19 protein-coding genes are annotated in these 24,648 nt (G+C 71.5%); 11 read left to right on the forward strand and 8 right to left on the reverse strand.

Going from position 1 to position 24,648, the window contains the following annotated elements; genetic code table 11:
- Nucleotides 1–33 precede the first annotated feature (33 nt).
- The 6 genes from rnpA to ACFONC_RS08620 all read left to right on the forward strand — a co-directional run bounded on the left by rnpA (nucleotide 34) and on the right by ACFONC_RS08620 (nucleotide 7,523).
- Nucleotides 34–477: a ribonuclease P protein component gene (rnpA, locus tag ACFONC_RS08595; protein ID WP_386743319.1), complete on the forward strand. Its 444-nt coding sequence runs from the start codon at nucleotides 34–36 to the stop codon at nucleotides 475–477.
- On the forward strand, nucleotides 477–2,216 hold the full coding sequence (gene yidC, locus ACFONC_RS08600) for a membrane protein insertase YidC (protein WP_386743320.1): 1,740 nt from the start codon (nucleotides 477–479) through the stop codon (nucleotides 2,214–2,216). The genes rnpA and yidC overlap by 1 nt, the downstream gene beginning before the upstream one ends.
- 58 nt (nucleotides 2,217–2,274) lie before the next feature.
- Nucleotides 2,275–3,621 (forward strand): tRNA uridine-5-carboxymethylaminomethyl(34) synthesis GTPase MnmE, encoded by a 1,347-nt coding sequence (gene mnmE, locus ACFONC_RS08605; protein ID WP_386743321.1) that lies wholly within the window; start codon nucleotides 2,275–2,277, stop codon nucleotides 3,619–3,621.
- Nucleotides 3,622–3,734: 113 nt separating this feature from the next.
- A complete protein-coding gene (locus ACFONC_RS08610) occupies nucleotides 3,735–4,757 on the forward strand; it encodes an energy transducer TonB (protein ID WP_386744616.1) in 1,023 nt (340 codons plus the stop codon).
- Nucleotides 4,758–5,107: 350 nt separating this feature from the next.
- Complete coding sequence (locus ACFONC_RS08615; protein WP_386743322.1) at nucleotides 5,108–6,292, forward strand: class I SAM-dependent rRNA methyltransferase; 1,185 nt, start codon at nucleotides 5,108–5,110, stop codon at nucleotides 6,290–6,292.
- A 169-nt stretch (nucleotides 6,293–6,461) separates the two neighbouring features.
- Nucleotides 6,462–7,523: an OmpA family protein gene (locus ACFONC_RS08620; RefSeq protein WP_386743323.1), complete on the forward strand. Its 1,062-nt coding sequence runs from the start codon at nucleotides 6,462–6,464 to the stop codon at nucleotides 7,521–7,523.
- 129 nt (nucleotides 7,524–7,652) lie between these two features.
- Here the strand turns inward: ACFONC_RS08620 and ACFONC_RS08625 are convergent, their stop codons facing one another.
- Nucleotides 7,653–8,012, reverse strand: coding sequence for a DUF488 domain-containing protein (locus ACFONC_RS08625; RefSeq protein WP_386743324.1), 360 nt, complete (start codon nucleotides 8,010–8,012; stop codon nucleotides 7,653–7,655).
- A gap of 10 nt (nucleotides 8,013–8,022) precedes the next feature.
- Nucleotides 8,023–8,583, reverse strand: a complete 561-nt coding sequence (locus ACFONC_RS08630) for a DinB family protein (protein WP_386743325.1) — start codon at nucleotides 8,581–8,583, stop codon at nucleotides 8,023–8,025.
- A gap of 159 nt (nucleotides 8,584–8,742) precedes the next feature.
- Between ACFONC_RS08630 and ACFONC_RS08635 the strand changes: the two genes are divergently transcribed.
- Together ACFONC_RS08635 and rmuC are read left to right on the forward strand one after the other, a co-directional pair.
- Nucleotides 8,743–9,186, forward strand: a complete 444-nt coding sequence (locus ACFONC_RS08635) for a hypothetical protein (RefSeq protein ID WP_386743326.1) — start codon at nucleotides 8,743–8,745, stop codon at nucleotides 9,184–9,186.
- Between the two features lie 66 nt (nucleotides 9,187–9,252).
- Complete coding sequence (gene rmuC, locus ACFONC_RS08640; RefSeq protein ID WP_386743327.1) at nucleotides 9,253–10,584, forward strand: DNA recombination protein RmuC; 1,332 nt, start codon at nucleotides 9,253–9,255, stop codon at nucleotides 10,582–10,584.
- A gap of 209 nt (nucleotides 10,585–10,793) precedes the next feature.
- Here the strand turns inward: rmuC and ACFONC_RS08645 are convergent, their stop codons facing one another.
- From ACFONC_RS08645 to ACFONC_RS08670, 6 genes are all read right to left on the reverse strand, one after another.
- Entirely contained in the window at nucleotides 10,794–11,876 is a 1,083-nt protein-coding gene (locus tag ACFONC_RS08645) for an MlaA family lipoprotein (RefSeq protein ID WP_386743328.1), read from the reverse strand.
- 62 nt (nucleotides 11,877–11,938) lie between these two features.
- The gene (locus tag ACFONC_RS08650) at nucleotides 11,939–12,229 is read right to left on the reverse strand and encodes an STAS domain-containing protein (protein ID WP_386743329.1); all 291 of its coding nucleotides are present in this window, start codon (nucleotides 12,227–12,229) and stop codon (nucleotides 11,939–11,941) included.
- Entirely contained in the window at nucleotides 12,216–12,872 is a 657-nt protein-coding gene (locus ACFONC_RS08655) for an MlaC/ttg2D family ABC transporter substrate-binding protein (protein WP_386743330.1), read from the reverse strand. Before ACFONC_RS08655 ends, ACFONC_RS08650 begins: the two co-directional genes overlap by 14 nt.
- Nucleotides 12,869–13,408: an outer membrane lipid asymmetry maintenance protein MlaD gene (mlaD, locus tag ACFONC_RS08660; RefSeq protein WP_386743331.1), complete on the reverse strand. Its 540-nt coding sequence runs from the start codon at nucleotides 13,406–13,408 to the stop codon at nucleotides 12,869–12,871. Before mlaD ends, ACFONC_RS08655 begins: the two co-directional genes overlap by 4 nt.
- A gap of 82 nt (nucleotides 13,409–13,490) precedes the next feature.
- A complete protein-coding gene (locus ACFONC_RS08665) occupies nucleotides 13,491–14,240 on the reverse strand; it encodes an MlaE family lipid ABC transporter permease subunit (protein ID WP_386743332.1) in 750 nt (249 codons plus the stop codon).
- 178 nt (nucleotides 14,241–14,418) lie between these two features.
- The gene (locus tag ACFONC_RS08670; RefSeq protein WP_386743333.1) at nucleotides 14,419–15,216 is read right to left on the reverse strand and encodes an ABC transporter ATP-binding protein; all 798 of its coding nucleotides are present in this window, start codon (nucleotides 15,214–15,216) and stop codon (nucleotides 14,419–14,421) included.
- Between the two features lie 328 nt (nucleotides 15,217–15,544).
- On the opposite strand from ACFONC_RS08670, the gene recC reads away from it, so the two are divergent.
- The 3 genes from recC (at nucleotide 15,545) to ACFONC_RS08685 (ending at nucleotide 24,364) form a co-directional block, all read left to right on the forward strand.
- Complete coding sequence (gene recC, locus ACFONC_RS08675; protein ID WP_386743334.1) at nucleotides 15,545–18,844, forward strand: exodeoxyribonuclease V subunit gamma; 3,300 nt, start codon at nucleotides 15,545–15,547, stop codon at nucleotides 18,842–18,844.
- Nucleotides 18,841–22,194 (forward strand): UvrD-helicase domain-containing protein, encoded by a 3,354-nt coding sequence (locus ACFONC_RS08680; RefSeq protein ID WP_386743335.1) that lies wholly within the window; start codon nucleotides 18,841–18,843, stop codon nucleotides 22,192–22,194. The genes recC and ACFONC_RS08680 overlap by 4 nt, the downstream gene beginning before the upstream one ends.
- Before the next feature lie 133 nt (nucleotides 22,195–22,327).
- Nucleotides 22,328–24,364 carry an AAA family ATPase gene (locus ACFONC_RS08685; protein ID WP_386743336.1) on the forward strand — a complete coding sequence of 679 codons (2,037 nt, stop codon included), beginning with the start codon at nucleotides 22,328–22,330 and terminating at the stop codon, nucleotides 24,362–24,364.
- Nucleotides 24,365–24,648: the final 284 nt, after the last annotated feature.

Genomic DNA, 24,648 nt, shown 5'->3' on the forward strand with positions numbered 1-24,648 from the left:
GATGCCGATGGTCGGGATCGAACCGTTTCTCCCATGAATGCCCGTTTCCCGCGCCAGGTGCGGGTACGCGCGCGCGCCGAATTCGACCGCGCCTTCCAGCAGGGACGGCGCACCGCCTCCCCGCTGTTCTCGCTGCATTTCGTCGCCGGCCCGCCGCCGGCGCGGCTGGGCCTGGCCGTCTCGCGCAAGGTCGATCCGCATGCGGTCGGCCGCAACCGCATCAAGCGCGTGCTGCGCGATGCCTTCCGCCGGCTGCGGCCGCAGCTGGCCGCCGGCGACTACGTGGTGGTGGCGCGCAAGGCCGCGGCCGACAGCGAAAACAAGGCCCTGCGCGAAGGCTTCATGAGCCTGTTGCAACGCGCCGGTACGTTGCCGCAGGCCGGCATGGACGGCACAATCCCCCCCGCGGCGCCCGCTGCCCCTTCCTCCCATCCCGCGTCGGATGATCGATCCGACGGCTCGAGCCTGCCTGCCTGATGAACCAGACCCGTACGTTCCTGATCTTCGCCTGGCTGATGGTGGCGGTGCTGCTGTGGATGGAGTGGGGCAAGGACAACAACCCTGCGCCTGCGCCGGTCGAAAGCGCACAGCAGCAGGTGCCGCCTTCCCCCGGGGCGCTGCCGGGGATGGTGCCCGATAGCGATGCGGGAATCCCCGCTGCGAAGGACAGCGCGATCCCCAGCGCCAAGCCCGCCGGCTCGACCGGCGCGCCGGTCGCCGACGTCGCCGCGGCGCCGGTCGCCAGCGACCACCGGGTCACGATCACCAGCGACGTGCTGACGCTGTCGCTCGACGGCGGCAACGTGTTCGACGCGCAGCTGCTGCAGTACCCGCAGACCAGGGAGCCCGGCAGCCCGCCGGTCAAGCTGCTCGACGCCGACCCTGCGCACTACTACATCGCCAGGAGCGGCTGGATCGGGCAGGGCGGGACCCGCGTGCCTGAACTGGTGCCCGAGGATCCGCAGCAGCGCGAGATCGACCTGACCACCGGCCAGCCGACGGTGCAGGTCAGCTTCGTCTCGCCGCCCGGCGCCGGCGTGCGCATCCGCCGCACCTACACGCTGTCGCGCGGCAGCTACGCGATCGCCGTGCACGACGAGGTGCTCAACACTTCCGGCCAGCCGTGGCAGGGCTACATCTACCGCCAGCTGGCGCGGATCCCGCCGCAGACCAAGCGCGGCATGACCGGCATGACCAACCCCGAGTCCTACAGCTTCGCCGGCGCCAAGTGGTTCAGCGCCGCCGACGGCTACGAGGGGCGCAAGTACGCCGACTTCGTCGACGACGGCCCGCTCGACAAGACCGTCACCGGCGGCTGGATCGCGCTGCTGCAGCACCACTTCTTCACCGCCTGGATCCCGCAGAAGGACCAGGCCGCGCGCTTCGGCCTGACCACCTCCGGCCAGGTCCACGGCATCCACGCGATGGGCCCGTCGTTCTCGCTCGCGCCGGGCGAGAAGGCGGTCACCAACGCACGCCTGTGGGTCGGCCCGAAACTGGTCTCGCAGCTGGCCGCGCAGGACGTGCCGGGCCTGGAGCGCGCGGTCGACTACAGCCGCTTCCAGCTGTTCGCGGTGCTCGGCCAGGGCCTGTTCTGGGTGCTGGCCAAGCTGCACGCGCTGTTCGGCAACTGGGGCTGGGCGATCATCGCCATGGTCTGCCTGCTCAAGCTGGCGCTGTTCCCGCTGTCGGCCGCGCAGTACAAGTCGACCGCCAAGATGCGCCGCTTCCAGCCGCGCATCGCGCAGCTCAAGGAGCGCTACGGCGACGACAAGCAGAAGTTCCAGATGGCGATGATGGAGCTTTACAAGAAGGAGAAGATCAACCCGGTCGGCGGCTGCCTGCCGGTGCTGCCGCAGATGATCATCTTCATGGCCCTGTACTGGGTGCTGATGGAGTCGGTGGAGCTGCGCCAGGCGCCGTGGATGGGGTGGATCCAGGACCTGACCGCGCGCGATCCGTACTTCATCCTGCCGGTGCTCAACATCGCGATCATGTGGTCCACGCAGAAGCTCACGCCGATGACCGGCATGGACCCGATGCAGCAGAAGATGATGCAGACCATGCCGCTGATCTTCGGCGTGATCCTGGCCTTCCTGCCCGCGGGCCTGGTGCTGTACCAGGTGGCCAACGGTGGCCTGGGCCTGCTGCAGCAGTGGGTGATCACCAGGAAGTACGCCGAGCCGCCGCCCGCGGCGGCCGCCGGCAAGAGCTGATGACGCAGGCCCGCCGCAAGGCGGGCCTTGCGCATCCGGGTCTGCGAAACTGCCGGCCATGCACGACGACCGCGACACCATCGTTGCCATCGCCACCGCGCCGGGCGCCGGCGGGGTGGGGATCGTGCGCCTGTCGGGCCCGCGCGCCACGACGATCGCGCGCGAGGTGTGCGGCGTGCCGCTGCGCCCGCGCCTTGCGCGCCACGTGCGCTTCCGCGACGCCGACGGAATCACCATCGACGACGGCATCGCGCTGTATTTCCGCGCGCCGGCCAGCTACACCGGGCAGGACGTGGTCGAACTGCAGGCCCACGGCAGCCGCGCGGTGCTGCAGCAGCTGGTCGAACGCTGCCAGGCGCTGGGCGCGCGCGGTGCGCGGCCGGGCGAGTTCAGCGAACGTGCCTTCCTTGCCGGCAAGCTCGACCTGGCCCAGGCCGAAGCCGTCGCCGACCTGATCGCCGCCGGCGACGCGCGCGCCGCACGGGCCGCGCGGCGCGCGCTGGACGGCGAGTTCTCGCGCCGCATCGACGCGATCGCCGCCGAACTGCTGGCGCTGCGCGTGCACGTCGAGGCCGCGATCGACTTCGCCGACGAACCACTCGACACCCTCGGCGGCGGCCCGCTGCGCAGGCGCCTGGATGCCGCCATCGACCTGCTCGCCGCGCTGCTCACCGACGCCGAGCGCGGCCGCAAGCTGCGCGACGGCCTGCACGCGGTGATCGTCGGCCCGCCCAACGCCGGCAAGAGCTCGCTGCTCAACGCGCTGGCCGGCAGCGACCGCGCCATCGTCACCGACATCGCCGGCACCACCCGCGACCTGCTGCACGAGACCGTGCGCATCGACGGGGTCGAACTGACCCTGGTCGACACCGCCGGCCTGCGCGAGTCAGGTGACGTGATCGAGCGCGAAGGCATGCGCCGGGCACGCGCCGAGCTCGGGCGCGCCGACATCGCCCTGGTCGTGCTCGACGCCCGCGATCCGGAAGCCGGCCGCGCAGAACTGGAGACCGCGGTCGCCGGCGTGCCGACGCCCGTGTGGCTGCTCAACAAATCCGACCTGCTCGCCGGCCCGCCGCCGGCCCCCGGGATCACCGGCGCCCTGCCGGTCTCGGCGCGCACCGGCGCCGGCCTCGACCACCTCCACGAGCGCCTGCGCGTGCTGTGGCAGGGGCATGCGGCGGACACCGCCGAGGGCACGTTCACCGCCCGCGCCCGCCACGTCGACGCCCTGCGGCGGGCCGCCGCCGAACTCGAAGCCGCCCGCCAGGCGCTGGCCGGCGAAAGCCTGGACCTGGCCGCCGAGGCCCTGCGGGCGGCCCACGACGCCCTGGGCGAGATCACCGGCCGGGTCGCGCCGGACGATCTACTGGGTCACATTTTTTCCAGCTTCTGCATCGGCAAGTAGCGCAGCACGCATTCAGCTGGCCGGGGAGTTGACAAACCCGCTGTACTATCGCGTCCTACGCAAGTGCACCAATCGCACATCCAGGGGGAGTACCGATGTCACTTTCACAGTCCATGTCACCGCTGGCGCCCGACGCGCGGCCGGCACACCTGCGCCTGGCGCTGGGGGTGCTGCTGGTCGTCGCGCTCAGCGCCTGCGGCAAGAAGGAAGAAGCCGCGCAGCCAGGCCCGGGCGCCGAGCCGGCCGCCACCACCCAGCCGGCCAAGGCGCCGCCCAAGGCCGTTTCCGACGAAGTCGCCGCGCTCAGCGCCGACGACCTGCGCAAGAAGGCCAGCGAGGCCTACCAGGACAGCCGCCTGTACGCACCGGCCGGCGACAACGCGATGGAGTACTACCTCGCGCTGCGCGACAAGCTGCCCGGCGACCCGGGCGTTTCCAGCGCGCTGACCGACCTGCTGCCGATGACGGTGATCGCCACCGAGCAGAGCCGCGACCGTGGCGACTTCGACGAAGCCCAGCGCCTGTACGCGCTGATCGAGAAAGCCGACAAGGACCATCCGTCGCTGGCGCGGCTCAAGTCCAGCGTTGCCGCCGCCGAGCAGGCCGAGGCCCAGCGCGTCGAGCAGCAGAGGCTCAGCGCCGAGCAGGAAGCCGAAGAACAGGCGCGGCTGGAGCGCGAGCGCGCCGCGCAGCAGGAGCAGCAGCAGCGCGAGGCCGCCGCACAGCTGGCCGCCCAGCAGCAGGCCGAGCAGAAAGCGGCCGCCGAACGCGAAGCCGCGCAGCAGGCTGCCGCCGAGCGCGAAGCCGCGCAGCAGCGCGCCGCACAGCAGCGTGCCGCGCAGCAGGCCGCCGAGCCGGCCGAGCCGAAGGTGGTCTCGGCCAGCGACCTGCGCCCGATCAGCACGCCTGCGCCGCGCTATCCGATCGACGCGCTGCGCGCGGGCCGCTCAGGCGAGGTGCAGGTGGAGTTCACCGTGGCTGCCGACGGCTCGGTGACCAGCGCCCGCGTGGTGCGCTCGAACCCGCCGCGCGTGTTCGATCGCGAAGCCGTCGCCGCGGTCAAGCGCTGGCGCTTCGAACCGACCGGCGCACCTGTCACCACCCGCCGCACCATCGGCTTCAACCCGGGGGGGTGAGGCAGGCCGCTTGCGCGGCACTGCCGCGCGGCCTGTCGAACGCCCGGCCATGGATGGCCGGGCCGGGCGATCCGGAGCCCATGTCGTTGCGCCATGGATGGCAGCGATCCATTACCGAGTGAAGCGTGCACGAGCGGCACTGCCGCGCGGCCGCGAACGCCCGGCCATGGATGGCAGCGAGTCACTTCGAACGAGACGCACGGGAGCATGTGGGAGCGGCTTCAGCTGCGAGCTCTTCGCTCCAGCGGGAAAAGCTCGCGGCTGAAGCCGCTCCCACACGATCTGCCGGCGTCGGCGTCGGCACCGACGCCAAAGACAAAGCCCGCCACCCGGTGCGCGATAATGCGCGCATGAACGACACCATCCCCACCGTCCACCTGCGCAACGCCTGGCGCGGCAGCCATCCGTGGATCTTCCAGAAGCTGGTCGACAAGCCCGCGCAGCGGCCCAGGCCCGGCAGCGTCGTCGACGTGGTGGGCGTGGACGGCACCTGGATCGGCCGCGGCTTCTACAACGGCCATTCGCGCATCGCGCTGCGCATGCTGGAGGCCGATCCGGGCGTCGCGATCGACGCGGCCTGGTTCGCACACCGCATCGGCGAAGCGGTGCGCCTGCGCCGCGACGTGCTGGGCCTCGATGCGGTGTCCGACGCCTGGCGCGTGGTCCACAGCGAAGGCGACGGCCTGTCCGGCCTGGTGGTCGACCGCTACGCCGACCTGCTGGTGGTCGAGTTCTTCAGCGCCGGCATGTTCCGTCACCGCGAGTGGATCTACGACGCGCTGCGCGAACAGTTCCCCGGATGCCGCTTCCATGCCTTCGCCGACGAACACGTGCAGAAGCAGGAGTCGTTCGACTTCAAACCGTGGAACAGCGAGGGCACGCAGGCCTCGGCCCCGGCGATCATCACCGAGCACGGGGTGAAGTTCCGCGCCGACCCGGCCGGCGCGCACAAGACCGGTTTCTTCGCCGACCAGCGCGACAACCGGCAGTGGCTGTCGCAGCAGGTCGCCGGCAAGCGCGTGCTCGACCTGTGCTGCAACACCGGCGGCTTCGGCGTGTACGCGGCGGTGCGCGGCGCCAGCGAAGTGGTCGGCGTGGACATCGACCAGGACGTGCTCGAGATCGCCCGCGGCAACGCGAAGCTCAACGACGTGCGCGTGCGCTTCGTGCAGGCCGACATCTTCCCCTGGCTGCGCGACGCGGCGGCCGGCGGCGACGCATACGACGTGGTGATCCTCGACCCGGCGAAGATGACCCGCGACCGCGAGCAGGTGATCCCGGCGCTGAAGAAATACCTCGACATGAACAAGCTCGCGCTCGGCGCGGTGAAGCCCGGCGGGCTGTTCGCGACGTTCTCGTGCACCGGCCTTGTCCGCGAAGACCAGTTCCTCGACATGCTCCGCCGCGCCGGCTACTACGCCGGGCGTACGCTGCAAATCCTGAAGGTCTCGGGCGCTGGCGCGGACCATCCGTTCCTGGCCAACGTGCCGGAGTCGCGCTACCTCAAGGCGGTGTTCTGCCGGGTGTTGGACTGAGCGCAAGCCGCGGCGCGTGACGCACGCGAAAGCCCGGTTGCCGCGCGTCCGGTGCGGTGCGCGCGACCCGGCCATGACCGGCTTCATCGGGAGACGTCATCTCGACGCGCTATCCTGCCGCGCGCAGGCACAGGCCCGCCTGCGCGACACCCCCGAACAAGGAGTTCCAATGAAGCTGTCCGCACGCACCGCGCCCCTGCTCATCCTTGCCGTCCTGCTGGGCGGCTGCCAGGAATCCGCGCCTGCCGATCCTGCCGTCGACGCCGGCGCTCCCCCTGCACCGGTCGCATCGGCTCCCGCCGGTTCCGAAGAAGCCATCGCCGATGCCGGCGCGCCCGGCGACGCGACGCCAGCCCCCGCTGCATCCGGGACGCCGGCCTTCGACATCGACGCCATTCCGGTCTCCGATGCCGCGCTGGGCGAGTTCCCGTATTTCTCGCTGCCCGCCGGCTACGAGCCGATGAACAAGCCGGTGGAGATGGATTACGCACGCTTCCCGTTCTGGACCGGGCAGGGCTTCGAGTGGGTCGAGGGTCGCAGCTACGAGGCGTCGATCGACGCGGCCGATGGCAAGACCTGGTCGGAGTTCGAGCTGCGCAAGAACCTCGAAACGCTGCTTACCGGCGTCGGCGCGGTCAAGGTGACGTCGTCGAAGATTCCGCGGGAATGGACGGACAAGCTCGAAGACGACACCACCCAGGGCCACATCGACGGCCTCGGCGACATCTACAACGAAGCGGCGACCGTCTACGTCCTGCGCCGGGCCGACCGCAACATCTGGGTCCACTTCGTGACCAACAGCGCGATGGGCAACTGGATCATCATGGAAACCGCGCCGTTCGAGCCGACGGCGAAGCTGATCGACGCCAGCGCGATGAAGCGCAGCCTCGACGCCACCGGCAAGGTCGCGCTGCAGGTCAACTTCGCCACCGACAGCACGCAGGTCGAACCGTCGTCGCAGCCGCAGGTCGAACAGGTCGTGCAACTGCTGCAGGACGATCCGTCGCTGCAGCTGTCGATCGACGGCCACACCGACAACACCGGCGACGGACAGCACAACCAGGTGCTGTCCGAGGGCCGCGCGGCTTCGGTGGTGGCCGAACTGGTCGCGCGCGGCATCGATGCCGCGCGGCTGCAGGCGCAGGGCTACGGCGACAGCCAGCCGGTGGCCGACAATGGCACCGAAGCCGGCCGCGCGCAGAACCGGCGGGTGGAGCTGGTCAAGCGCTGAGGCGCAGCCCGGGCTCTTGTGGGAGCGGCTTCAGCCGCGAGCGTTTCGATGTGCGTCGGTGGGATCAGGAACTCGCGGCTGAAGCCGCTCCCACAAGAGCCTCGTTTCTGCTTGGCACCAAGGTCCCGGTTAACGCTTGCGGTGCGCCTGCAGGTACTCGCACAGCGCCACGGCGTTGTTGTGTTCCTCGTCGTGCGCGCCGAACAGCAGCGTGTTGCGGCCCTTCGGCGCCAGCGCCTTGCGCAGCGCAGCCACGCCTTCCGGGTTCGCAGCGAGCTCGGCGAAGTAGCGTTCGCGGAACCCGTCCCACTTCGCCGGCTCGTGGCCGAACCACTTGCGCAGCGCGTCGCTCGGCGCAACTTCCCTGACCCACGCCACGTCGCCCAGCTTCTCCTTCGACAGCCCGCGCGGCCACAGCCGGTCGACCAGGACACGGTTGCCGTCCTCCGGATCGGCTGCCAGGTAGACCCGTTTGGCGCGCAGTTGCACGACAGGCTCCTCAGTGCGGATGCGGGGCAGGGGTGGTGCCGGCGTTGGCATCCGGGATCAGCGCCAGCAGGTCGGTGACGCCAATGTCCACGCCGGCCTGTGACAGCAGCGTTGTCGCTTGGCCACGGTGGTGGGCCTGGTGGTTGAAGAAGTGCAGCAGCAGCGGGACGAGTTCGCGCGTGAAGCCATTGCCGCGCGTGTTGGTGTAACGCAGCACTTGCCGCAGGTCGTCGTGGTCCAGGGTCGCGATCCAGCGTTCGATGATCGCGTCCAGCCAGTGGCGATGCGCGGCGAGCGCGTCTAACTCCGGGAACGGCAGGGCGTCGAGGCGTTCGGGCGTCGGCAGCGCGCGGACCGGGTCGAGCTCCGCATGGCGGGCAGGCAGGGCTGCAAAGCGCTGCAGCCAGATCGTGTCGGCGACCACCAGGTGGTTGAGCGTGCCCAGGATCGAACCGAAGAACGCGCCGCGGTCGCGCGCCAGCTCCGCGGCCGGGAGCGTGGCCGCCGCGGCGTACAGGCGCTCGTTCATCCAGCGGTTGTAGGACGCCAGCAGCGCGAAGTGCGATTGCAAGCCGAACCTCCGATGCAGGTGGCCTCGTGCGCATTGTTGCGCTGCAGGGCCGCACGATCCAGCGGCCGGCTCCTGAGGGCGGGTCTTACGCGGCACGATTTGATGGGAAGTCCCCGACAGGCACAGAATGGAAACTCACTTGCAAAGTGGGGTTTCGCCATGAAGACCACGTTGCGGAACAACGGCATCGGCGCTTTCGTTTGCATGCTGGCCTGTACCTGCGCCTGGGGGGCGTCGGACGGCTGGACGCGCATCACATCGGAACGCAGCATTGCCGCGGACTCGCCCGAACAGCATGAAGTGCGCGAATGGCTCCAGGCACGCGCCGCGCCCGGGCTCGGGACGCCGGGTGCGCTTCGCCTGGGCGTGACGCGGGTGTTTCCCGGCCAGTCGGAGCTTTCCGCGGCGGCCTCCGGGCCGGCGCCGGGCTTGTTCCCGCTGGTGACAACGGATGGCAACGCGGTGCGGGTATTGAGCTGCTCCGGCGGGCGTACGGAGTGGACCTATCGCGCGGACGGCGGGCAGTGGGTCCTGCAGCACTATGCCGCGCTCGGCGACGAGCCGTGCGACGTGGCGCAGCCGCTGGCGAAATTCGAGCCCTGACGCACCGCCCACCGGGTCGGCAAGAACGATCGCATTCGCTGCGACCGGGACGCTTACACTGGCGGCATGTCCGACACCCAACTGCTGTTGCTCCTGCTGGTCGCCGTGTGCGCGGCGATCGTCCTGCTGGTCGTGCTGCTGCTGCGCAAGCCCGGGCGCGCGCTGGAAGCGGCGCTGCGCGAGGAGCAGCGCGATGGCCGCGGCGAGCTGCGGCAGCAGCTCGACAGCCTGTCGACGGCCCAGGCGCAGCGCATCGACGGCTTCGGTGCGCGCCTGACCGAGTTCAGCATCCGCACCGACCAGCGCCTGGACGTGCTGCGCGAGACGCTCACCGAAGACGCGCGCAAGGCGCGCAGCGAAGGCGCGGACCTGCAGCAGCGCTTCGCCGACACCCTCGGCCAGCGCCTGGCCGAACTGACCCAGCGCAACGAACAGCGCATCGGCGAGATGCGCGCCACGCTCGAATCGCAGCTCAAGGCGCTGCAGGCCGACAACGCGCACAAGCTCGAACAGATGCGCGCCACTGTCGACGAGAAGCTGCAGTCCACCCTCAACACGCGCCTGGACGCGTCGTTCAAGCTGGTGTCCGAGCGGCTGGAAGCGGTGCAGCGCGGCCTCGGCGAGATGCAGCAGCTGGCGGTCGGCGTGGGCGACCTCAAGCGCGTGCTCGGCAACGTCAAGACCCGCGGCACCTTCGGCGAGGTGCAGCTGGGCGCACTGCTCGAACAGGTGCTGACGGTCGAGCAGTACGAAACCAACTGCGTCACCGTGCCCGGCAGCAGCGAGCGGGTGGAGTTCGCGGTCAAGCTGCCCGGCACCCACGCCGATCAGCCGATCCGGCTGCCGATCGACGCCAAGTTCCCGCGCGAGGACTACGAGCGGCTGATGGACGCGCACGACCGCGCCGATGCCGACGCGGTGTCGGCCGCGGCGACCGCGCTCGAACGCCAGGTGCGAGTGGAAGCCAAGCGCATCCGCGACAAGTACCTTGCGCCGCCGCACACCACCGACTTCGCGCTGCTGTTCCTTCCCACCGAGGGCCTGTACGCCGAAGTGCTGCGCCGGCCCGGATTGTTCGACGGCCTGCAGCGCGAGTTCCGCGTCACCCTAGTCGGGCCGACCACGCTGCTGGCGCTGCTCAACAGCCTGCAGATGGGCTTCCGCACGCTGGCGATCGAACAGCGCTCGAGCGAGGTGTGGCAGCTGCTGGGCGCGGTGAAGGCCGAGTTCGGCAAGTTCGCCGGCGTGCTGGAGAAAGCGCACGGGCAGCTGGACACGGTGCAGAACAGCATCAAGGCTGCAGGTGTGCGCACGCGCGCGATCGAGAAGCAGCTCAAGGGCGTGGAAACATTGCCGGGCGCCGAGGCGCAGAAGCTGCTGGGCGAAGACGGCGAGTGAGGCCCTCGCCGCGCTGCTTTTGTAGCCGCGCTGCTTTGTAGGAGCGGTTTGAACCGCGAGCTTTTGCCTTGGCCCCTCCCCCTGCGAAGGCAGGGGGAGGCTGGGAGGGGGTGCCCACGGTTCGGGCTGATCCCAACGGCACCCCTCCCCAACCCTCCCCTGCCTTCGCAGGGGAGGGAGCTAGAAGCTCGCGGCCACAAAGCCGACGATCAGTTCGTCGGCGCGCCCGGAATGATCGGCATCACGTCCACCGGCACCGTCGGGTTGGCGCTGTCCTCGCGCAGGTAGTCGGGCAGCGAGTCGTCTTCCTTCTGCTCGCGGTCGCCGGAGATCTGGTAGTTGCGGCGCTGCAGCCACGCGTCGCGCACCAGCGCGTAATCGTCGACCGCGCCGGCGCGCATGCTGTCGACGGCAAACAGCTGCGTGCGCACGTCCACCAGCTGCAGGCCCTGCAGGAACACGCGCGTCTTGTCGTCCTCCACCTGGCGGATCGGCGACAGCTGGCCGTCGCCGACCAGGCCGAAGGTGTCGCGCACCGTGCGCGGGCCGAACAGCGGCAGCTCGACGTAGCGCGAGGTCTTCCACCCCCACACGCCCAGCGTCTGGCCGAAGTCCTCGCTCTTGTTGGGCAGCTTCGCGTCGCTGGCCGGGTCGAAGATGCCGCCGATCCCCAGCGTGCTGTTGATCGCGAAGCGCGCCAGCGACTGCCCGGCCTGCTTCGGCTTGCCCTGCAGCAGCGCGTTGAGCGCGCTGATCGGCTGGCCGAGGTTGTGGAAGAAGTTGCTCACGCCCAGCCGGATCGGCCGCGGCACCACCTTCGCGTAGGCCTTGGCGAGCGGCTTGGCGATCGTGCGGTCGACGGCATTGTTGAACGTGTGCACGCGGCGGTTCATGCCTTCCCACGGGTCGTAGCTCTTCGGCAGCTGTGCCGGCGTGGGCAGGGTGTCGTCGTAGACCGGATCGTAGGGCGGCTCGCCGTAGATCGCGGCGTAGTCGAGTTCGGCCTGGGTGGGCGTGCCGTCCCCGGCTGCCGCGGCAGGATCGACCTGCGGCGCGGCGGCCGGCGCTGCCTCGTCGGTCGGCGCCGTCGTCGTTTCGGCGGCACCTGCGGCCGGAAGCTCCGCGGGCGCGGGCGCACCGTCTGCCGCGCCCGGTGCAACCATCGCCGGGGCCGCGCTTCCCACCGGCGGCGGCGGCGCGTCGTCGCGCACGCCGCTGTGGCTGGCGCAGGCGCCGAGCGTCAGGGCCAGCGATGCGGCGAGCATTGCTCGGAAGGCGGCGTGACGGGTCATGGATTCGATTCGCAGGATTCGGGGGAGGGGAGGGACATCCAGGTCACCGGGTCGAAAGCGGCTCAGGCCGCGAAGCCGAGTGCGGGCGACAGCCGGTACGCGCCGCGCAGTTCGGCCAGCCCTTCCGGCGTACCGTCGACGGCGACTTCGCCACCGGCGCGCGCGGCGAGCTCGGCCAACAAGGCCAGGCCGGCGCTGTCGATGCGCTCGACCGCGCTCACGTCGAGCCGCCGGACGCCGTCGAGCGCATTCGACGCGGGCCGCCAAAGCGCGGCCACGTCCTCGCGCAGCAGCGCGCCGGCGAACACCAGCGCGTCGCCGTCGCGGCGCACGCTGGAACTACTTCTCGGCATTCGCGTTGAGCTGGCCCTTGCGCAGCTCGGCGGCGACCTGCGCGATCGACTTGTTCTGCAGCTCCTGGTCGAACTGCTGGCGGAAGGTCTGCACGAACGACACGCCCTCGACCATCACGTCGAACACCTTCCACTGGCCGCCGGACATGCGCATCAGGTAGTCGACCGGGATCGCCTCGCCGTCGCTGCGCAGCATTTCGCTGGACACCTTCACGCCCAGGCCGCGCGGCAGCGGGGTCTCGGACTTCACCCGCACGCGCAGCTTGGTGTTGAAGCTCAGCAGCGACGAGCCGTAGCGCTGCATCAGGTTCTCGGCGAGCGCATCGCCAAAGGCGCTGATGTCCTCGGCCGACGCGCCGCGTCCGTGGCGGCCGAGCACCTGCCGCGCGGCGTAGTCGCTGTCGAACATGTTGTCGAATTCGCTGCTGACGAACTGGCGCAGCGCCGCGGGGTTCTTCGTGAACTCGGCGCGACGGCTTTCCAGCGTGGACAGGATGCGTTCGCTGTTGTCGAGCACCAGCTTGCTGGGCGAAGCCACGCGCACGGCCGAATCGGCCTGCGGGGCGGCGTGGACCGGGGCCAGGCCCGGCACCGTGGCCAGCAGCGCGCCGGCGACGAGGAGGGGAACGAGCTTGCGGTTCATGGCTGGGGGGTTTCCATGGGGGAGGGGGACTGCGGTGCCGCGTTGCCGGCATCGGCCGGCGCGGCCGCGGCATTGTCGCCGCCGCCGCTGAACATGTACTTGCCGACCATCTGGATGATGTCGACCGCAGGCGTGGTGAATGCGATCTCTTCGCCCGGTTTCAAGGACTCCGGGTCCCCGCCCGGCTGCAGGCCGATGTAACTCTCGCCGAGCAGGCCATTGGTGAGGATGCCCGCCGAGGTGTCGATCGACAGGTCCTGGTAGCGGTTGTCGATGTCGAGCGTGACCACCGAGTCGAGCTTGACCGGATCGAGCGTGATCTCGCCGACCCGGCCGATGGTGACGCCGCCGATCTTCACCGGCGCCATCGGCCGCAGCGGCCCGATGTTGGTGAAGCGCGCCGTCAGCTCGTAGGTGTCGCCGCCGAAGCCGAACTTGCCGTTGGTCGAGGCGATCGCCAGCACCAGCAGCGAAGCCAGCGCCAGCAGCAGGAACGCACCGACCGCGAATTCGAGACGTGGACCGCGGGTTGTCATGTTGAAGTCCTCAGGTTCTTTCCGTTGCCGTCATTCCCGCGCAGGCGGGGATGACGATCAAATGCGTGGCTGTGCGACCGGCTCATCGGAACAGCAATGCTGACAGCACGAAGTTGAACATCAGCACCAGCAACGACGCGTTGACCACCGCGCGCGTGGTCGCCACCGAGGTGCCCTCGATCGTCGGCTCGGCGTGGTAGCCCACGTAGCAGGCCACCAGCGCCGCGGTGCCGCCGAACACGGCCGCCTTCTGGAAGGCGACGATGAAGTCGTGGCGATAATCGACCGCGTCGCGCAGCACCTGCCAGAAGGTGCCGGCGTCGATGCCGATCACGTGCACCGCCTCGAAGTAGCTGGCGGTGATGCCGAGGCTGCAGAAGAATGCGGTCAGCAGCGGCACGCAGATCACCGCCGCCCAGAACCGCGGCGCGACGGCTTTCGCGACCGGATCGATCGCCATCAGCCCGAGCGCGGTGATCTGGTCGGTGGCGCGCATCAGGCCCAGTTCGGCGGCGATCGACGACCCGGCGCGGCCGACGAACAGCAGCGCGGTCAGCACCGGCGCCAGCTCGCGGTACAGGCCCAGGCCGACCAGCGCGCTGATCTGGTTCGCCGCGCCGTAGGTTTCCAGCGCGCGGTAGCCCAGCAGCGTCACCGACAGCCCGACGAAGGCGCCGCCGACCGCGATGATCGGCAGCGAGCGCGCGCCGATCTTGTAGATCTCGCGCAGCAGCTCGGCGAAGAAGTCCGCGGTCGGCTTCGACGCGCGCAGCACCGAAAGCGAGAACAGCCCGGCGCGGCCGAGCGAGCGGGTGGCGGCTACGAAAGGCATGGGGCGACCCGCAATGGCATGGCGAACGAAACCGTCCAGCGAACCGGACGCTGCTTTTGCCCCCTTTGAAAAAGGGGGTATGGGGGATTTGCTCCGTGGCCTTGGCCAAGACCAGAAGCAAATCCCCCTCTGTCCCCCTTTTGCAAAGGGGGAAGACAAGCGGCCTGCGTCGTCGCGCTCATGCCGCGCGCTCCCGTTCGGCCGTATCGAACGCAATCGGCCCGTCCGGCTCGCCGCGCAGGAACTGCAGCACCAGCGGGTCGTCCGTCGCTTCCAGTTCCGCCGGCGTGCCGGAAAACACGATCCGGCCGTTGGCGATCACGATCGCGCGGTCGGCCACCGGCAGCGTCTCGTGCACGTGGTGGGTGACGATGATGCTGGTCAGGCCGAGGCTGTCGTTGAGGCGCGAGATCAGGCTCATGATCACGCCCGATGCAATCGGGTCCAGCCCGGTCAGCGGTTCGTCGTAGACCATCAGCGGCGGATCCAGCGCCAGCGCCCGCGCCAGTGCCACCCGGCGCGCCATGCCGCCGGACAGCTCGCGCGGATACAACTCGCCGGCAGTGCGCAGGCCCACCGCGTGCAGCTTCATCGCCACCAGGCGGTCGATCACCGGCCGCGGCAGTTTCGTATGCGTGCGCAGGGGCAGGGCGACGTTCTCGGCCGCGGTCAGGTCGGTCAGCAGGCCGTTGCCCTGCAGCAGCACGCCGATGCCCTTGCGCAGCTCCAGCAGCGCGCGCTGTCGGCGCGGCACCGGCTGGCCGAACACCTCCACCGTGCCCGCCGCCGGCACCAGCTCGCCGGTCAGCGCCGCCAGCAGCGTCGACTTGCCGCTGCCCGACGGTCCCAGCACCGCGGTGATGCTGCCGCGCGGCACCGCAAGGTCGATCCCGGACAGCACCGTCCGCGTCCCGCGGTCGAGGCGGACGTCGGTCAGGCGCACGGCGATGTCTTGCGTTGGCGTTGCGGCGGGCATGCGGGGGAGGGCTCGGAAGCGGGGCCGCATCATGCGGACGAAATCCTGCGCAGCATGGGCAAATCCGGCTGAACAGGGCTGGAGTCGCTGAACCGGACAGTACAGGAATTATCGCGCAATCCGGCGTCGGGGGCATAAACGCGGCACGACATCGCTCCCACGTAGGTCGGGGCTACGCCCCCGACGCCCGTGCGCCGTCACGCGCGCACTCGCTGCATCCGAGCCGAGGCAAAGCCGTCGGGGGCGTAGCCCCGACCTACGTCAATGGGCGGCGGCGTCCGACATCTTCGTATCGCGACATGCGACCACCCTCCGGCATCATGCCCGGATGCCCGATGCCGCCGGCTTCCACCTCGTAAGCAGCAATCGCCTCGAAGCACTCGCCCGCCACCTGGCCGGGCGGCTTTCGCGGCCGGTGGCCGAAGACGCGCCGTTGTGGCCGGACACGATCCTGATCCCGCAGCCGACCCTGCGCCGCTGGCTGCAGGCCTGGCTCGCCCGCCACCTGGGCATTGCCGCCAACCTGCGTTTCCAGACGCCGTCCGAGTTCACCTGGGAACTGCTGCGCGCCGACCGGCCGGAGCTGCCCGAAACCTCGCCCTGGGATGGCGCGCGCCTGCGCTGGCGGCTGTACGCGCTGCTCGGCGACGACGCGCCGCCGGAGGTCGCCGAACACCTGCGCCGCGCACCGGGTTCGCAGGAACTCGCGCGCTGGCACCTGGCCGAAGCCCTCGCCGCTGCCTTCGACCGCTACCAGGCCTACCGTCGCGGCTGGCTGGAGGAGTGGGAAGCCGGCCGCGACCCCGACGACTGGCAGGCGACCCTCTGGCGACGCCTGCTCGACGACGGCGCCGGCCCGCCGCGCTCGCGCCTGCTCGGTGACTGGCTGCGCCGCCACGACGGCAGCGGCACGCCGCCGCCCGGCGTGCCGGCGCGGATGACCGCCTTCGGCACCGTGCACGTCTCGCCCGACGTGCTGCGCCTGCTCGCGGTGTGCGCGCAGACGATCGAACTGGATTTCCATCGGCCTTCGCCCAGCGCGGCGTACTGGGGCGACGTCGAGGCGCTGCGCGTCGTCCTCCGTCGCGACGGACCGGACGCGCTGCCCGAAGCGCTCGCCGCCGCCGCGCACGACAACCCGCTGCTGCAGGCCTGGGGCGCGGCGGGGCGCGAGTTCGACGCGCAGCTGTTCGCCTACGACCTGGTGCAGCCGGACACCGAGATCGAGCTCTACCGCGAACCGTCGCGCGACACCCTGCTGCACGCGCTGCAGGCCGACGTGTTCGCACGCACCGCGCCGGCGCCGCTCGAACTGCACCCGCGCGACCAGTCCATCCAGGTCCACGCCTGCCACTCGCGCCTGCGCGAGGTGGAAGTGCTGCACGACCGCCTGCGCGCGATGCTCGACCCGGCCACCGACGAAGGCGCACGCTTCGACCCGCCGCTGCAGCCGCGCGAGATCGCCGTGCTCGCGCCCAACATCGGCGACTACCTGCCGCTGGTGCGCGCCGTGTTCGGCGGCGTGCCGGGCGACGACCCGCTGCATATCCCGCACACCCTGTCCGACCGCCCGCAGGCGCAGGCGCATCCGCTGGTGGCGATGTTCCTGTCGCTGCTCGACCTGCGCGAGGCCCGGCGCACGGCATCCGAAGTGCGCGACCTGCTCGCGGTGCCGCAGGTGATGGCCGCGTTCGAGCTGTCCGAGACCGACCTCGACCGCATCGACGACTGGTTCGCCGCCGCCGGCATCGCCTGGGGCGAGGACGAGGCCCACCGCGAGGCGCTGGGCGTGGGCCGCTGGCGCGAGCACAGCTTCGCCTTCGGCCTGGACCGGCTGCTGCTCGGCTACGCGACCGGCGAAGGCAGCGACGACGTCGCAGGCATCGCGCCCTGTGCCGTGGCCGAGGGCGGCGATGCCGGGCGCCTGGACGCGCTGGTATCGCTGCTTGCACGCCTGCACCGGCTGTCCGCGTGGCTGCGCGAGCCGCATCCGGCCGAGGAGTGGCGCCGGCGGCTGGCCGGAGAATTCACCGCGCTGCTGCCTGCGATCGCACGCGACGATGGCGAGCAGCAGGCGCGGCGCATCGTGCTCGAAGCGCTCGACGGCTTCGCCGCGCAGGCGGCAGGTACCGGCCCGCTGCCGCTGGACGTGGTCCGCGCCGCGCTCGATGAAGCGTTGCAGGCGCCGTCCCCGCACCAGCCTTTCCTCGGCGGCGGTGTCACCTTCGCCGGCATGGTGCCGCTGCGCACGGTGCCGTTCCGCGCGATCTGCCTGCTGGGCATGGACGCCGAGGCGTTTCCCCGGCGCGAGCCGCCGGGCGACGTCAACCGCCTGGCGTCCGGGAGTGTGCGCGGCGGACGCCGGCTCGGCGACCGCTCGGTGCGCGAGGACGACCGCTTCCTGTTCCTGCAGCTGCTGGCCGCGGCCGGCGACGCGTTCCACGTCAGCTATGGCGGCCGCGACGCGCGCGACGGCAGCGTGCGCGAACCGTCCGCGCTGGTGTCCGAACTGCTCGACGTCGCGCAGCGCTACCTGCCGCCGGGACAGGATGCGCGGCAACGGCTGGTGCTGTCGCACCCGCTGCAGCCGTTCTCGCCGCAGGCCTTCGGCGCGCCGATGCCAGGCGAGCAGGCATCCGACGTCGCGCTACGGCGCTTCTCGTACCGCGCGCAGTGGTGGCAGCCGGCGCGCGGCGGCGCGCTGCAGCCGGCAACGCCGTTCGCGGCCACCGCGCTGGCGGCGCGCGACGATGGCGAAGCCGACGCGCTCACCCTGCAGGAGCTGCAGTCCTTCCTGCGCAACCCGGCGCGCGGCTTCCTGCGTGGACGCCTGGACATGGCGCTGCCGTACCGCGACGACGCACGCGGCGACGACCGCGAACCGCAGGGCGACAACGCGCTGCTGCGCCACCAGGTGGTAACCGCGCTGATCGAACGCGAGCACAACGATACCGCCCTGCGCGCGCGCGGGCTGCTGCCGCCGGGGCACGAGGGCGCCGGCTTCGCGGCCGATGCGCGCACGCGCGCGACGCTGCTGCGCGAAGCCGTGATGGAGTGGCGCGGCGACGCACCGGCGGCTCGTATCGAACGCGCCATCGCGCTGCCCGGCCTGCTGCTCGACGCGCGCATTGCCGACGTGCACGAAGGCCGGCGCGCCGTGGCGCTGGCCGGCAGCCTGAAGGGCAAGCACTGGCTGCGCGGGCTGCTGGAGCATCTCGCGCTGGCCGCGGTGCTCGGCGAAGACGCGCGCACGCGCCTGTTCTGGCTCGAGTCCGCGCGCGACGGCACGCTGGACCTGGCGACCGGCGACATGCCGTCGCTGGCGCCGGAGGCGGCCACCGCGCGGCTGGCCGACCTTGCCGCGCTGTGGCGGGAAGGCCGGACGCGGCCGCTGCCGTTCGCGCCGGATGCCGCGTTCGCATGGCTCGAAAAGCTGGACAAGGGTGAGGGCGCGGCGTGGAAGGCGGCGTGTGACGTATTCGAAGACCGCAACGGCTTTGGCGACGGCCACGACGCCTGGTTCCGGCTCGCGTTCCGCCCGCACGGCATGCTCGCCGCGCGCGACGACGCCAACGGCCGCGAATTCGTCACGCTGGCGCGGCGCGTGTTCGAAGGCGGTGAGGCATGACCGCGCCGAGCGCCACCCCCGCGCCCGACGACCTCGCCCTGCGCCTGCCGCTGTCCGGCGTGCACCTGGTCGAGGCCAGCGCAGGCACCGGCAAGACCTTCGCCATGACCGCGTGGATCCTGCGCCTGCTGCTCGAGCGCGGCGTGCCGCTGCCGAACCTGCTCGCGGTGACCTTCACCCGCGCCGCGACCGCCGAGCTGCGCGAACGCATCCGCCGCCGCCTGCGCGACGCCGAGTTCCTGCTCGGCGGCGGCGCGCCGCGCGATGACGAGGAGCGCCAGACCGCGGCGATCATCACGCAAGCAGTTGCCGCCGGCGGCGACGCCAGCGTGCGCGCGCGCCTGGCCGCCGCGTTGGTGCAGCTGGATGAAGCATCGGTGTCGACGATCCACGGCTTCTGCCAGCGCGCGCTGCGCGAGTTCGGCTTCATCGCCGGCAGCATCGGCGACGAGTCCGTCATCGATGATCCGCGCGAGGCCTGGGCCGAGGTCGCCGCGGACCTGTGGCGCCGCGCCAACACCGGCGGCGAAGACGACGCCCGCCACCTGCGCGCGCTGTGGAAGACGCCCGGCGACCTGGCCGGCGACCTGCCCGGCATCTGCGACCCGGCGCGCGCGCTGCTGCCCGCGGCCGATGCCTCCGACATCGCGCAATGGCTGCACGCGCTGCGCGACGACGCCCGCACGCGCTTCGCCGCGGAGCTGGCGCGCCGCCGCGAGCGCAGCCAGGACCAGTTGCTCGAACGCATGCACGCCGCGATGGCCGGCGCGCGCTTCGCCGCCGCGGTCGCCGCGCGCTGGCCGGTGGCGCTGGTCGACGAGTTCCAGGACACCGATCCGCAGCAGTGGGCGATCTTCCGCCGCCTGTACGAGGCCGGCACCGCGCGCGTGCAGCACGGCGAGGCGGAGCCGCCGCTGCTTGGCCTGGTCGGCGACCCCAAGCAGGCGATCTATGCCTTCCGCGGCGGCGACCTGGACACCTACCTCGCCGCGTGCAAGTACGTGGACGAGCACGGCGGCAAGGACAGCCTCGACACCAACTACCGCTCGCGGCCCGCGGTGCTCGGCGCGATCGAGGCGCTGTTCACGCACAGGCCGAAGCCGTTCCGTTCCGACATCGACTTCCACCCCGTCCTCGCCGCGCGCACCGGCGACGAGGACGCACTGACCGTGGACGGCGCGGTGCCGCCCGGCCTGACCGTGCACTGGCTGCCGCCGCCGGAAGACGCATCGAAGAAGAAGCGCCCCAAGGACGACGACGTCCGCGACGCGATCGCCACCACTGTGGCGCAGATCGTGCGCCTGCTCGAACACGGCCGGCTGCGCGACAAGGACGGCCCGCACGCCAACGACGGCACGCGCGCGGTGCGCGCTTCCGACATCGCCGTGCTGGTGCGCAAGAACAAGCAGGTCGCGTGGGTGCGCGACGCACTGGCCGCGGCCGGCATCGGCGCCGCCACCCAGGGCAATGACAGCGTGTTCGCCTCCGAGGCTGCGGGCGAACTGCACTGCCTGCTCGCCGCCTGTGCGCACCCGGGCGACGCCGCGCGCGTGCGCGCCGCGCTGGCCACGCGCCTGCTCGGCCTGGACGCCGCGGCGATCGACGCGCTCGACCAGGCGGTCGACGACGGCACGCCCGCGCTGCCCGCCTGGCAGGCGCGCTTCGAAGCCGCGGGCCTGGCCTGGCAACAGCGCGGCCCGCTGCCGGCGCTGATGCCCTTCCTCGACGGGCAGCACCTCGATGGCCCGGACGGCAACGCCGCCGCCGCGCGCCTGGCCCGGGCCGGCGGCACCCGCCTGCTCACCGACGCGCTGCACCTGGCCGAGCTGCTGCAGGCGCGCATCGACGCCAGCCAGGGCCTGCACGCGCAGCTGCGCTGGTTCGCGCAGCAGTGCGCCGCGCCGCCGCAGGGCGACGACCTCGCCCTGCGCCTGGACGCCGACGCCGATGCGGTGCAGGTGATGACCCTGCACAAGGCCAAGGGGCTGGAATACCCGGTGGTGTTCCTGCCGTTCACCGCCTTCGCCGACGACGGCCGCGACAACAGCGGGCTGCGCCACAGCCGCGTGCGCGGTGACGACGGCGCCGCGGCCAACTACTTCCACCAGCACCGCGGCAGTGGCAAGGGCAAGACCATGGTGCTCGGCGACGCCGCCCGGCACGACGCCTGGCTCGCGCGCGAAGACGAGGAAGAACGCGCCGAAGACCTGCGCCTGCTCTACGTCGGCCTGACCCGCGCGCGCCTTGCGCTGCACGTCACCTGGGGCCATACGTACGACTCCAACGGCAGCGCCATGCACTGGCTGCTGCACGGCGGCGAGAAGGCCGGGCGCAAGGAAGACACGCTGCAGCCGGACGGCATGCGCACGCACATCGACGCGCTGGCCGCGGAGTCGAACGGCCGCATCGTGGTGCAGGCGATGCCCTCGCCGGTGCAGGCGGCCGTGCTGTCGCCCGCTGCCGGCGAACAGGGCGCGGACACGCCCGAAGCGCGCACCGCCACCGCCCGCCTGTCGCGCGGCGGCGGCCAGTACAGCTTCTCCGGCCTGCGCGGCGAGCACCGCGAAGCGCTGCCCGCGCGTGGCGCCGACGACGAGGCCGCGGCCGCCGCGCCGCCGGACGCCGTCGCCACGCCGCTGGCCGGCGCGGCGTTCGGCAACGTCGTGCACGACACGCTCGAAGCCGCCGACTTCGCTGCGTGGGACGGCGTCGCCGAAGCGCCCGACGCCGCGCACGACGCGATCCGCGACGCGCTCGCCCGCCACGGCCTGCCACAAGGGCCGGACGCCGTGGCCCAGGTCGGCGACCTGGTCGCGCGCGCGCTCAACGTGCCGTTGCCCGGCATCGATACGCTCGCGCATTTGCCGGCGTCGCATCGGGTGGCGGAGATGGAGTTCCACTTCCGCCTGCGCGCCACGCGCGTGCCGGCGCTGTATGCATTGCTGGAGGAACACGGCTACCCGCGCGCCACGCCCGCCGCGCGCGGCGGCGCCATCGAAGGCCTGATGCACGGCTACGTCGACCTGCTCTACCGCGACGACGCCGGCGCGCATTACGTGCTCGACTACAAGACCAACCGCCTCGGCGACTACGCCCCGGCCGCGTGCGCGCAGGCCATCGCCGCCAACGACTACGACCTGCAGTACCTGATCTACCTGGTCGCCGTGCAGCGCTGGCTGCGCCTGCGTCTTGGCGAAGCCTACGACCCCGCCCGCCACCTCGGCGGCGCCGTCTACCTGTTCCTGCGCGGCCTCGTCCCCGGCGACGACGCCCGCGGCATCCATCGCGACCGCCCGACGCAGGCGCTCATCGACGCCATGGACGCCCTGTTCGACGGAGGCATCACATGACCCACCTCCGCCACCTCCCCAACGCCCGGCTCCAAAAGCCCTCCCCTTCAAGGGGAGGGTTGGGTGGGGATGGGTTTCTCCTTGGCCGCAGAAGCACAACACCCCCCAACGGCTCCCGCCCCGGAGCCCCCCCATGACCGCCGCCGACACCCTCGCCCAGCTCGCCCGCGGCAAACCGTCACCGCCGCTGCGCGAAGTCGACCGCGCCTTCGCGCGCCTGCTGCAGCGCATGGGCGGCACGCCCGAAGTCGCGCTCGCCGGCGCACTGGCCATGCGCGCGGTGTCGCTCGGCCACGGCGGCTTCCCGCTGGCCGGCGCACGCGCCCTGCTCGACGAACTCGACGCCGACGCCGCGCTGCCCGACGCCGACGCCTGGGCCGACGCGCTGCGCGCCAGCCCGCTGGTCGCGGCCGGCACCGAGGCCTCCGCGCCGCTGGTGTTCGAGCACGACATGGTCGCCCTGCGCCGCTACGCGCGCTACGAACAACGCCTCGCCGACGCACTGCGCAACCGCCGCGGCGTGGTTGCCGAAGCCGTGGACGACGACGCGCTCGCGCGCCTGTTCGCATTGCCCGTAGGGCGGGTCTTGACCCGCCATCCCGACGATGGCGATGCACGGACCCGGAGCAGCGGCGACGACAGCAACAATGGCGACAACAGCGGCGGGTCAAGACCCGCCCTACAGGTCGACCGCCAGGCGCTGGCCGCGTGGACCGTGCTGCGCCAGCGCCTCACCCTGGTCACCGGCGGGCCCGGCACCGGCAAGACCACCACCGTCGCGCGCATGCTCGCGCTGCTCGCCGCGCGCACGCCCACCGATGAGGCGCAAATCGTGCGCATCGCACTGGCCGCTCCCACCGGCCGCGCCGCCGCGCGCCTGGGCGAAGCCGTCGCCGATGCCCTCACGCGCGATGTCGAAGCCGGCCGCCTCGACGCCGACATCGCCGCGCGCGTCCCGCGCCAGGCGCAGACCCTGCACCGCCTGCTCGGCTGGCAGCGCAGCGGCGCCTTCCGCCACGACGCCGCGCTGCCGCTGCCCTACGACGTGGTGGTGGTGGACGAAGCCTCGATGGTCGACCTGCCGATGATGGCCCGGCTGGTCGACGCGGTCGCCCCCGACGCACGCCTGGTATTGCTCGGCGACCCCGACCAGCTGCCCGCCGTGGAAGCCGGCGACGTCCTCGGCGCCCTGTGCGCCGCCGCCGGCGACGGCCTCGCCGTGCCGGCGGAGTTCGAAGCTCTCGCCGCGTCCGGCGACCCTTCAGATCATCATCCCCACAACCTTTCAGATCGTCATCCCCACAACCTTTCAGATCGTCATCCCCGCGAAAGCGGGGATCCATGGACGTTCCGCGACGAAGAACCGATGTCCACGGACTCCCGCCTTCGCGGGAGTGACGAACAAGTGGTCGCCGTCACCGCCCCACTCACCGGCCACCGCATCCACCTCACCCGCGGCTACCGCCAGGCCAACGCCGCCGGTGTCGCCAAGCTCGCCCGCGCCGTGCAGCACGGCGAAGCCGCCGACGCGCTCAACCTGCTGCGCAACGGCACCGACGGCGTGCACTGGATCGACGCCCCGCCCACCGCGCTCGAACGCCACCTCGAAACCGAAGTCCTGCCCGCCTACCGCGCCCTGGCCCAGGCCGAAGACCCGCGGGCCGCCCTGCGCCTGGCCGCCCGCGTGCGCGTGCTCACCGCCCTGCGCCACGGCCCCGCCGGCGCCGCCGCCTGGAACGCCTGGTTCGCCCGCCGCCTCGGCCACGGCGACGCCTGGTTCCGCGGCCGCCTGCTGATGGTCACCGCCAACAGCTACCGCCACCGCCTGTTCAACGGCGACACCGGCGTGTGCTGGCCCGACGCCGACGGCCACCCCGTGGTCTGGTTCGAACAGGACGGCCAGCTGGTCCCGTGGTCACCCGGCCAGCTGCCGCAACACGACACCGCCTTCGCCACCACCGTGCACAAGGCCCAGGGCAGCGAGTTCGACGACGTCTGGCTGCTGCTCCCCGCCCGCGACAACCGCGTGCTCTCGCGCGAACTGGTCTACACCGGCATTACGCGTGCACGGAAGGAGTTGCATGTTGCGGGAAGCGCCGAGGTGATCGAGACGGCGCTGGGGCGGCATGCAAGTCGTTGGTCAGGATTAGGGTGGCGGCTTGGTTCGTAGGGGCCGCTTTCGACCCAAAGCGGACATCGACGAGCCCTGCAAGTGCCGCTCGAGCAGCGAGACGTTGGCGTTTTCGAGCGCAGGTCGAGCCACTCCTCCGAGCACCCGCTCTGAGAACCGCGAGTGGCGGTACTGCAACGGAAAGCAACGCGTTGTCGCGAGTGAGAGCCCTCCCGGCCACCCTGCCTGAGCGCGCTGCACGGTCGGTCAGCTGAATATCTCCGCAGCGAGCGCATTGTTTCTCCAAGTCTCACATCTGAGCACCAAGGTCGCTCCGTCGACGG

The organism is Luteimonas soli, assembly GCF_042648865.1.
GTDB classification, from domain to species: domain Bacteria; phylum Pseudomonadota; class Gammaproteobacteria; order Xanthomonadales; family Xanthomonadaceae; genus Luteimonas; species Luteimonas soli.

Bases quoted from the DNA above. Each gene is read 5' to 3' on its own strand.
- rnpA (WP_386743319.1), top strand. From the start codon at position 34: ATGAATGCCCGTTTCCCGCGCCAGGTGCGGGTACGCGCGCGCGCCGAA.
- yidC (WP_386743320.1), top strand. From the start codon at position 477: ATGAACCAGACCCGTACGTTCCTGATCTTCGCCTGGCTGATGGTGGCG.
- mnmE (WP_386743321.1), top strand. From the start codon at position 2,275: ATGCACGACGACCGCGACACCATCGTTGCCATCGCCACCGCGCCGGGC.
- ACFONC_RS08610 (WP_386744616.1), top strand. From the start codon at position 3,735: ATGTCACCGCTGGCGCCCGACGCGCGGCCGGCACACCTGCGCCTGGCG.
- ACFONC_RS08615 (WP_386743322.1), top strand. From the start codon at position 5,108: ATGAACGACACCATCCCCACCGTCCACCTGCGCAACGCCTGGCGCGGC.
- ACFONC_RS08620 (WP_386743323.1), top strand. From the start codon at position 6,462: ATGAAGCTGTCCGCACGCACCGCGCCCCTGCTCATCCTTGCCGTCCTG.
- ACFONC_RS08635 (WP_386743326.1), top strand. From the start codon at position 8,743: ATGAAGACCACGTTGCGGAACAACGGCATCGGCGCTTTCGTTTGCATG.
- rmuC (WP_386743327.1), top strand. From the start codon at position 9,253: ATGTCCGACACCCAACTGCTGTTGCTCCTGCTGGTCGCCGTGTGCGCG.
- ACFONC_RS08645 (WP_386743328.1), bottom strand. From the start codon at position 11,876: ATGACCCGTCACGCCGCCTTCCGAGCAATGCTCGCCGCATCGCTGGCC.
- ACFONC_RS08650 (WP_386743329.1), bottom strand. From the start codon at position 12,229: ATGCCGAGAAGTAGTTCCAGCGTGCGCCGCGACGGCGACGCGCTGGTG.
- ACFONC_RS08655 (WP_386743330.1), bottom strand. From the start codon at position 12,872: ATGAACCGCAAGCTCGTTCCCCTCCTCGTCGCCGGCGCGCTGCTGGCC.
- mlaD (WP_386743331.1), bottom strand. From the start codon at position 13,408: ATGACAACCCGCGGTCCACGTCTCGAATTCGCGGTCGGTGCGTTCCTG.
- ACFONC_RS08665 (WP_386743332.1), bottom strand. From the start codon at position 14,240: ATGCCTTTCGTAGCCGCCACCCGCTCGCTCGGCCGCGCCGGGCTGTTC.
- ACFONC_RS08670 (WP_386743333.1), bottom strand. From the start codon at position 15,216: ATGCCCGCCGCAACGCCAACGCAAGACATCGCCGTGCGCCTGACCGAC.
- recC (WP_386743334.1), top strand. From the start codon at position 15,545: ATGCCCGATGCCGCCGGCTTCCACCTCGTAAGCAGCAATCGCCTCGAA.
- ACFONC_RS08680 (WP_386743335.1), top strand. From the start codon at position 18,841: ATGACCGCGCCGAGCGCCACCCCCGCGCCCGACGACCTCGCCCTGCGC.
- ACFONC_RS08685 (WP_386743336.1), top strand. From the start codon at position 22,328: ATGACCGCCGCCGACACCCTCGCCCAGCTCGCCCGCGGCAAACCGTCA.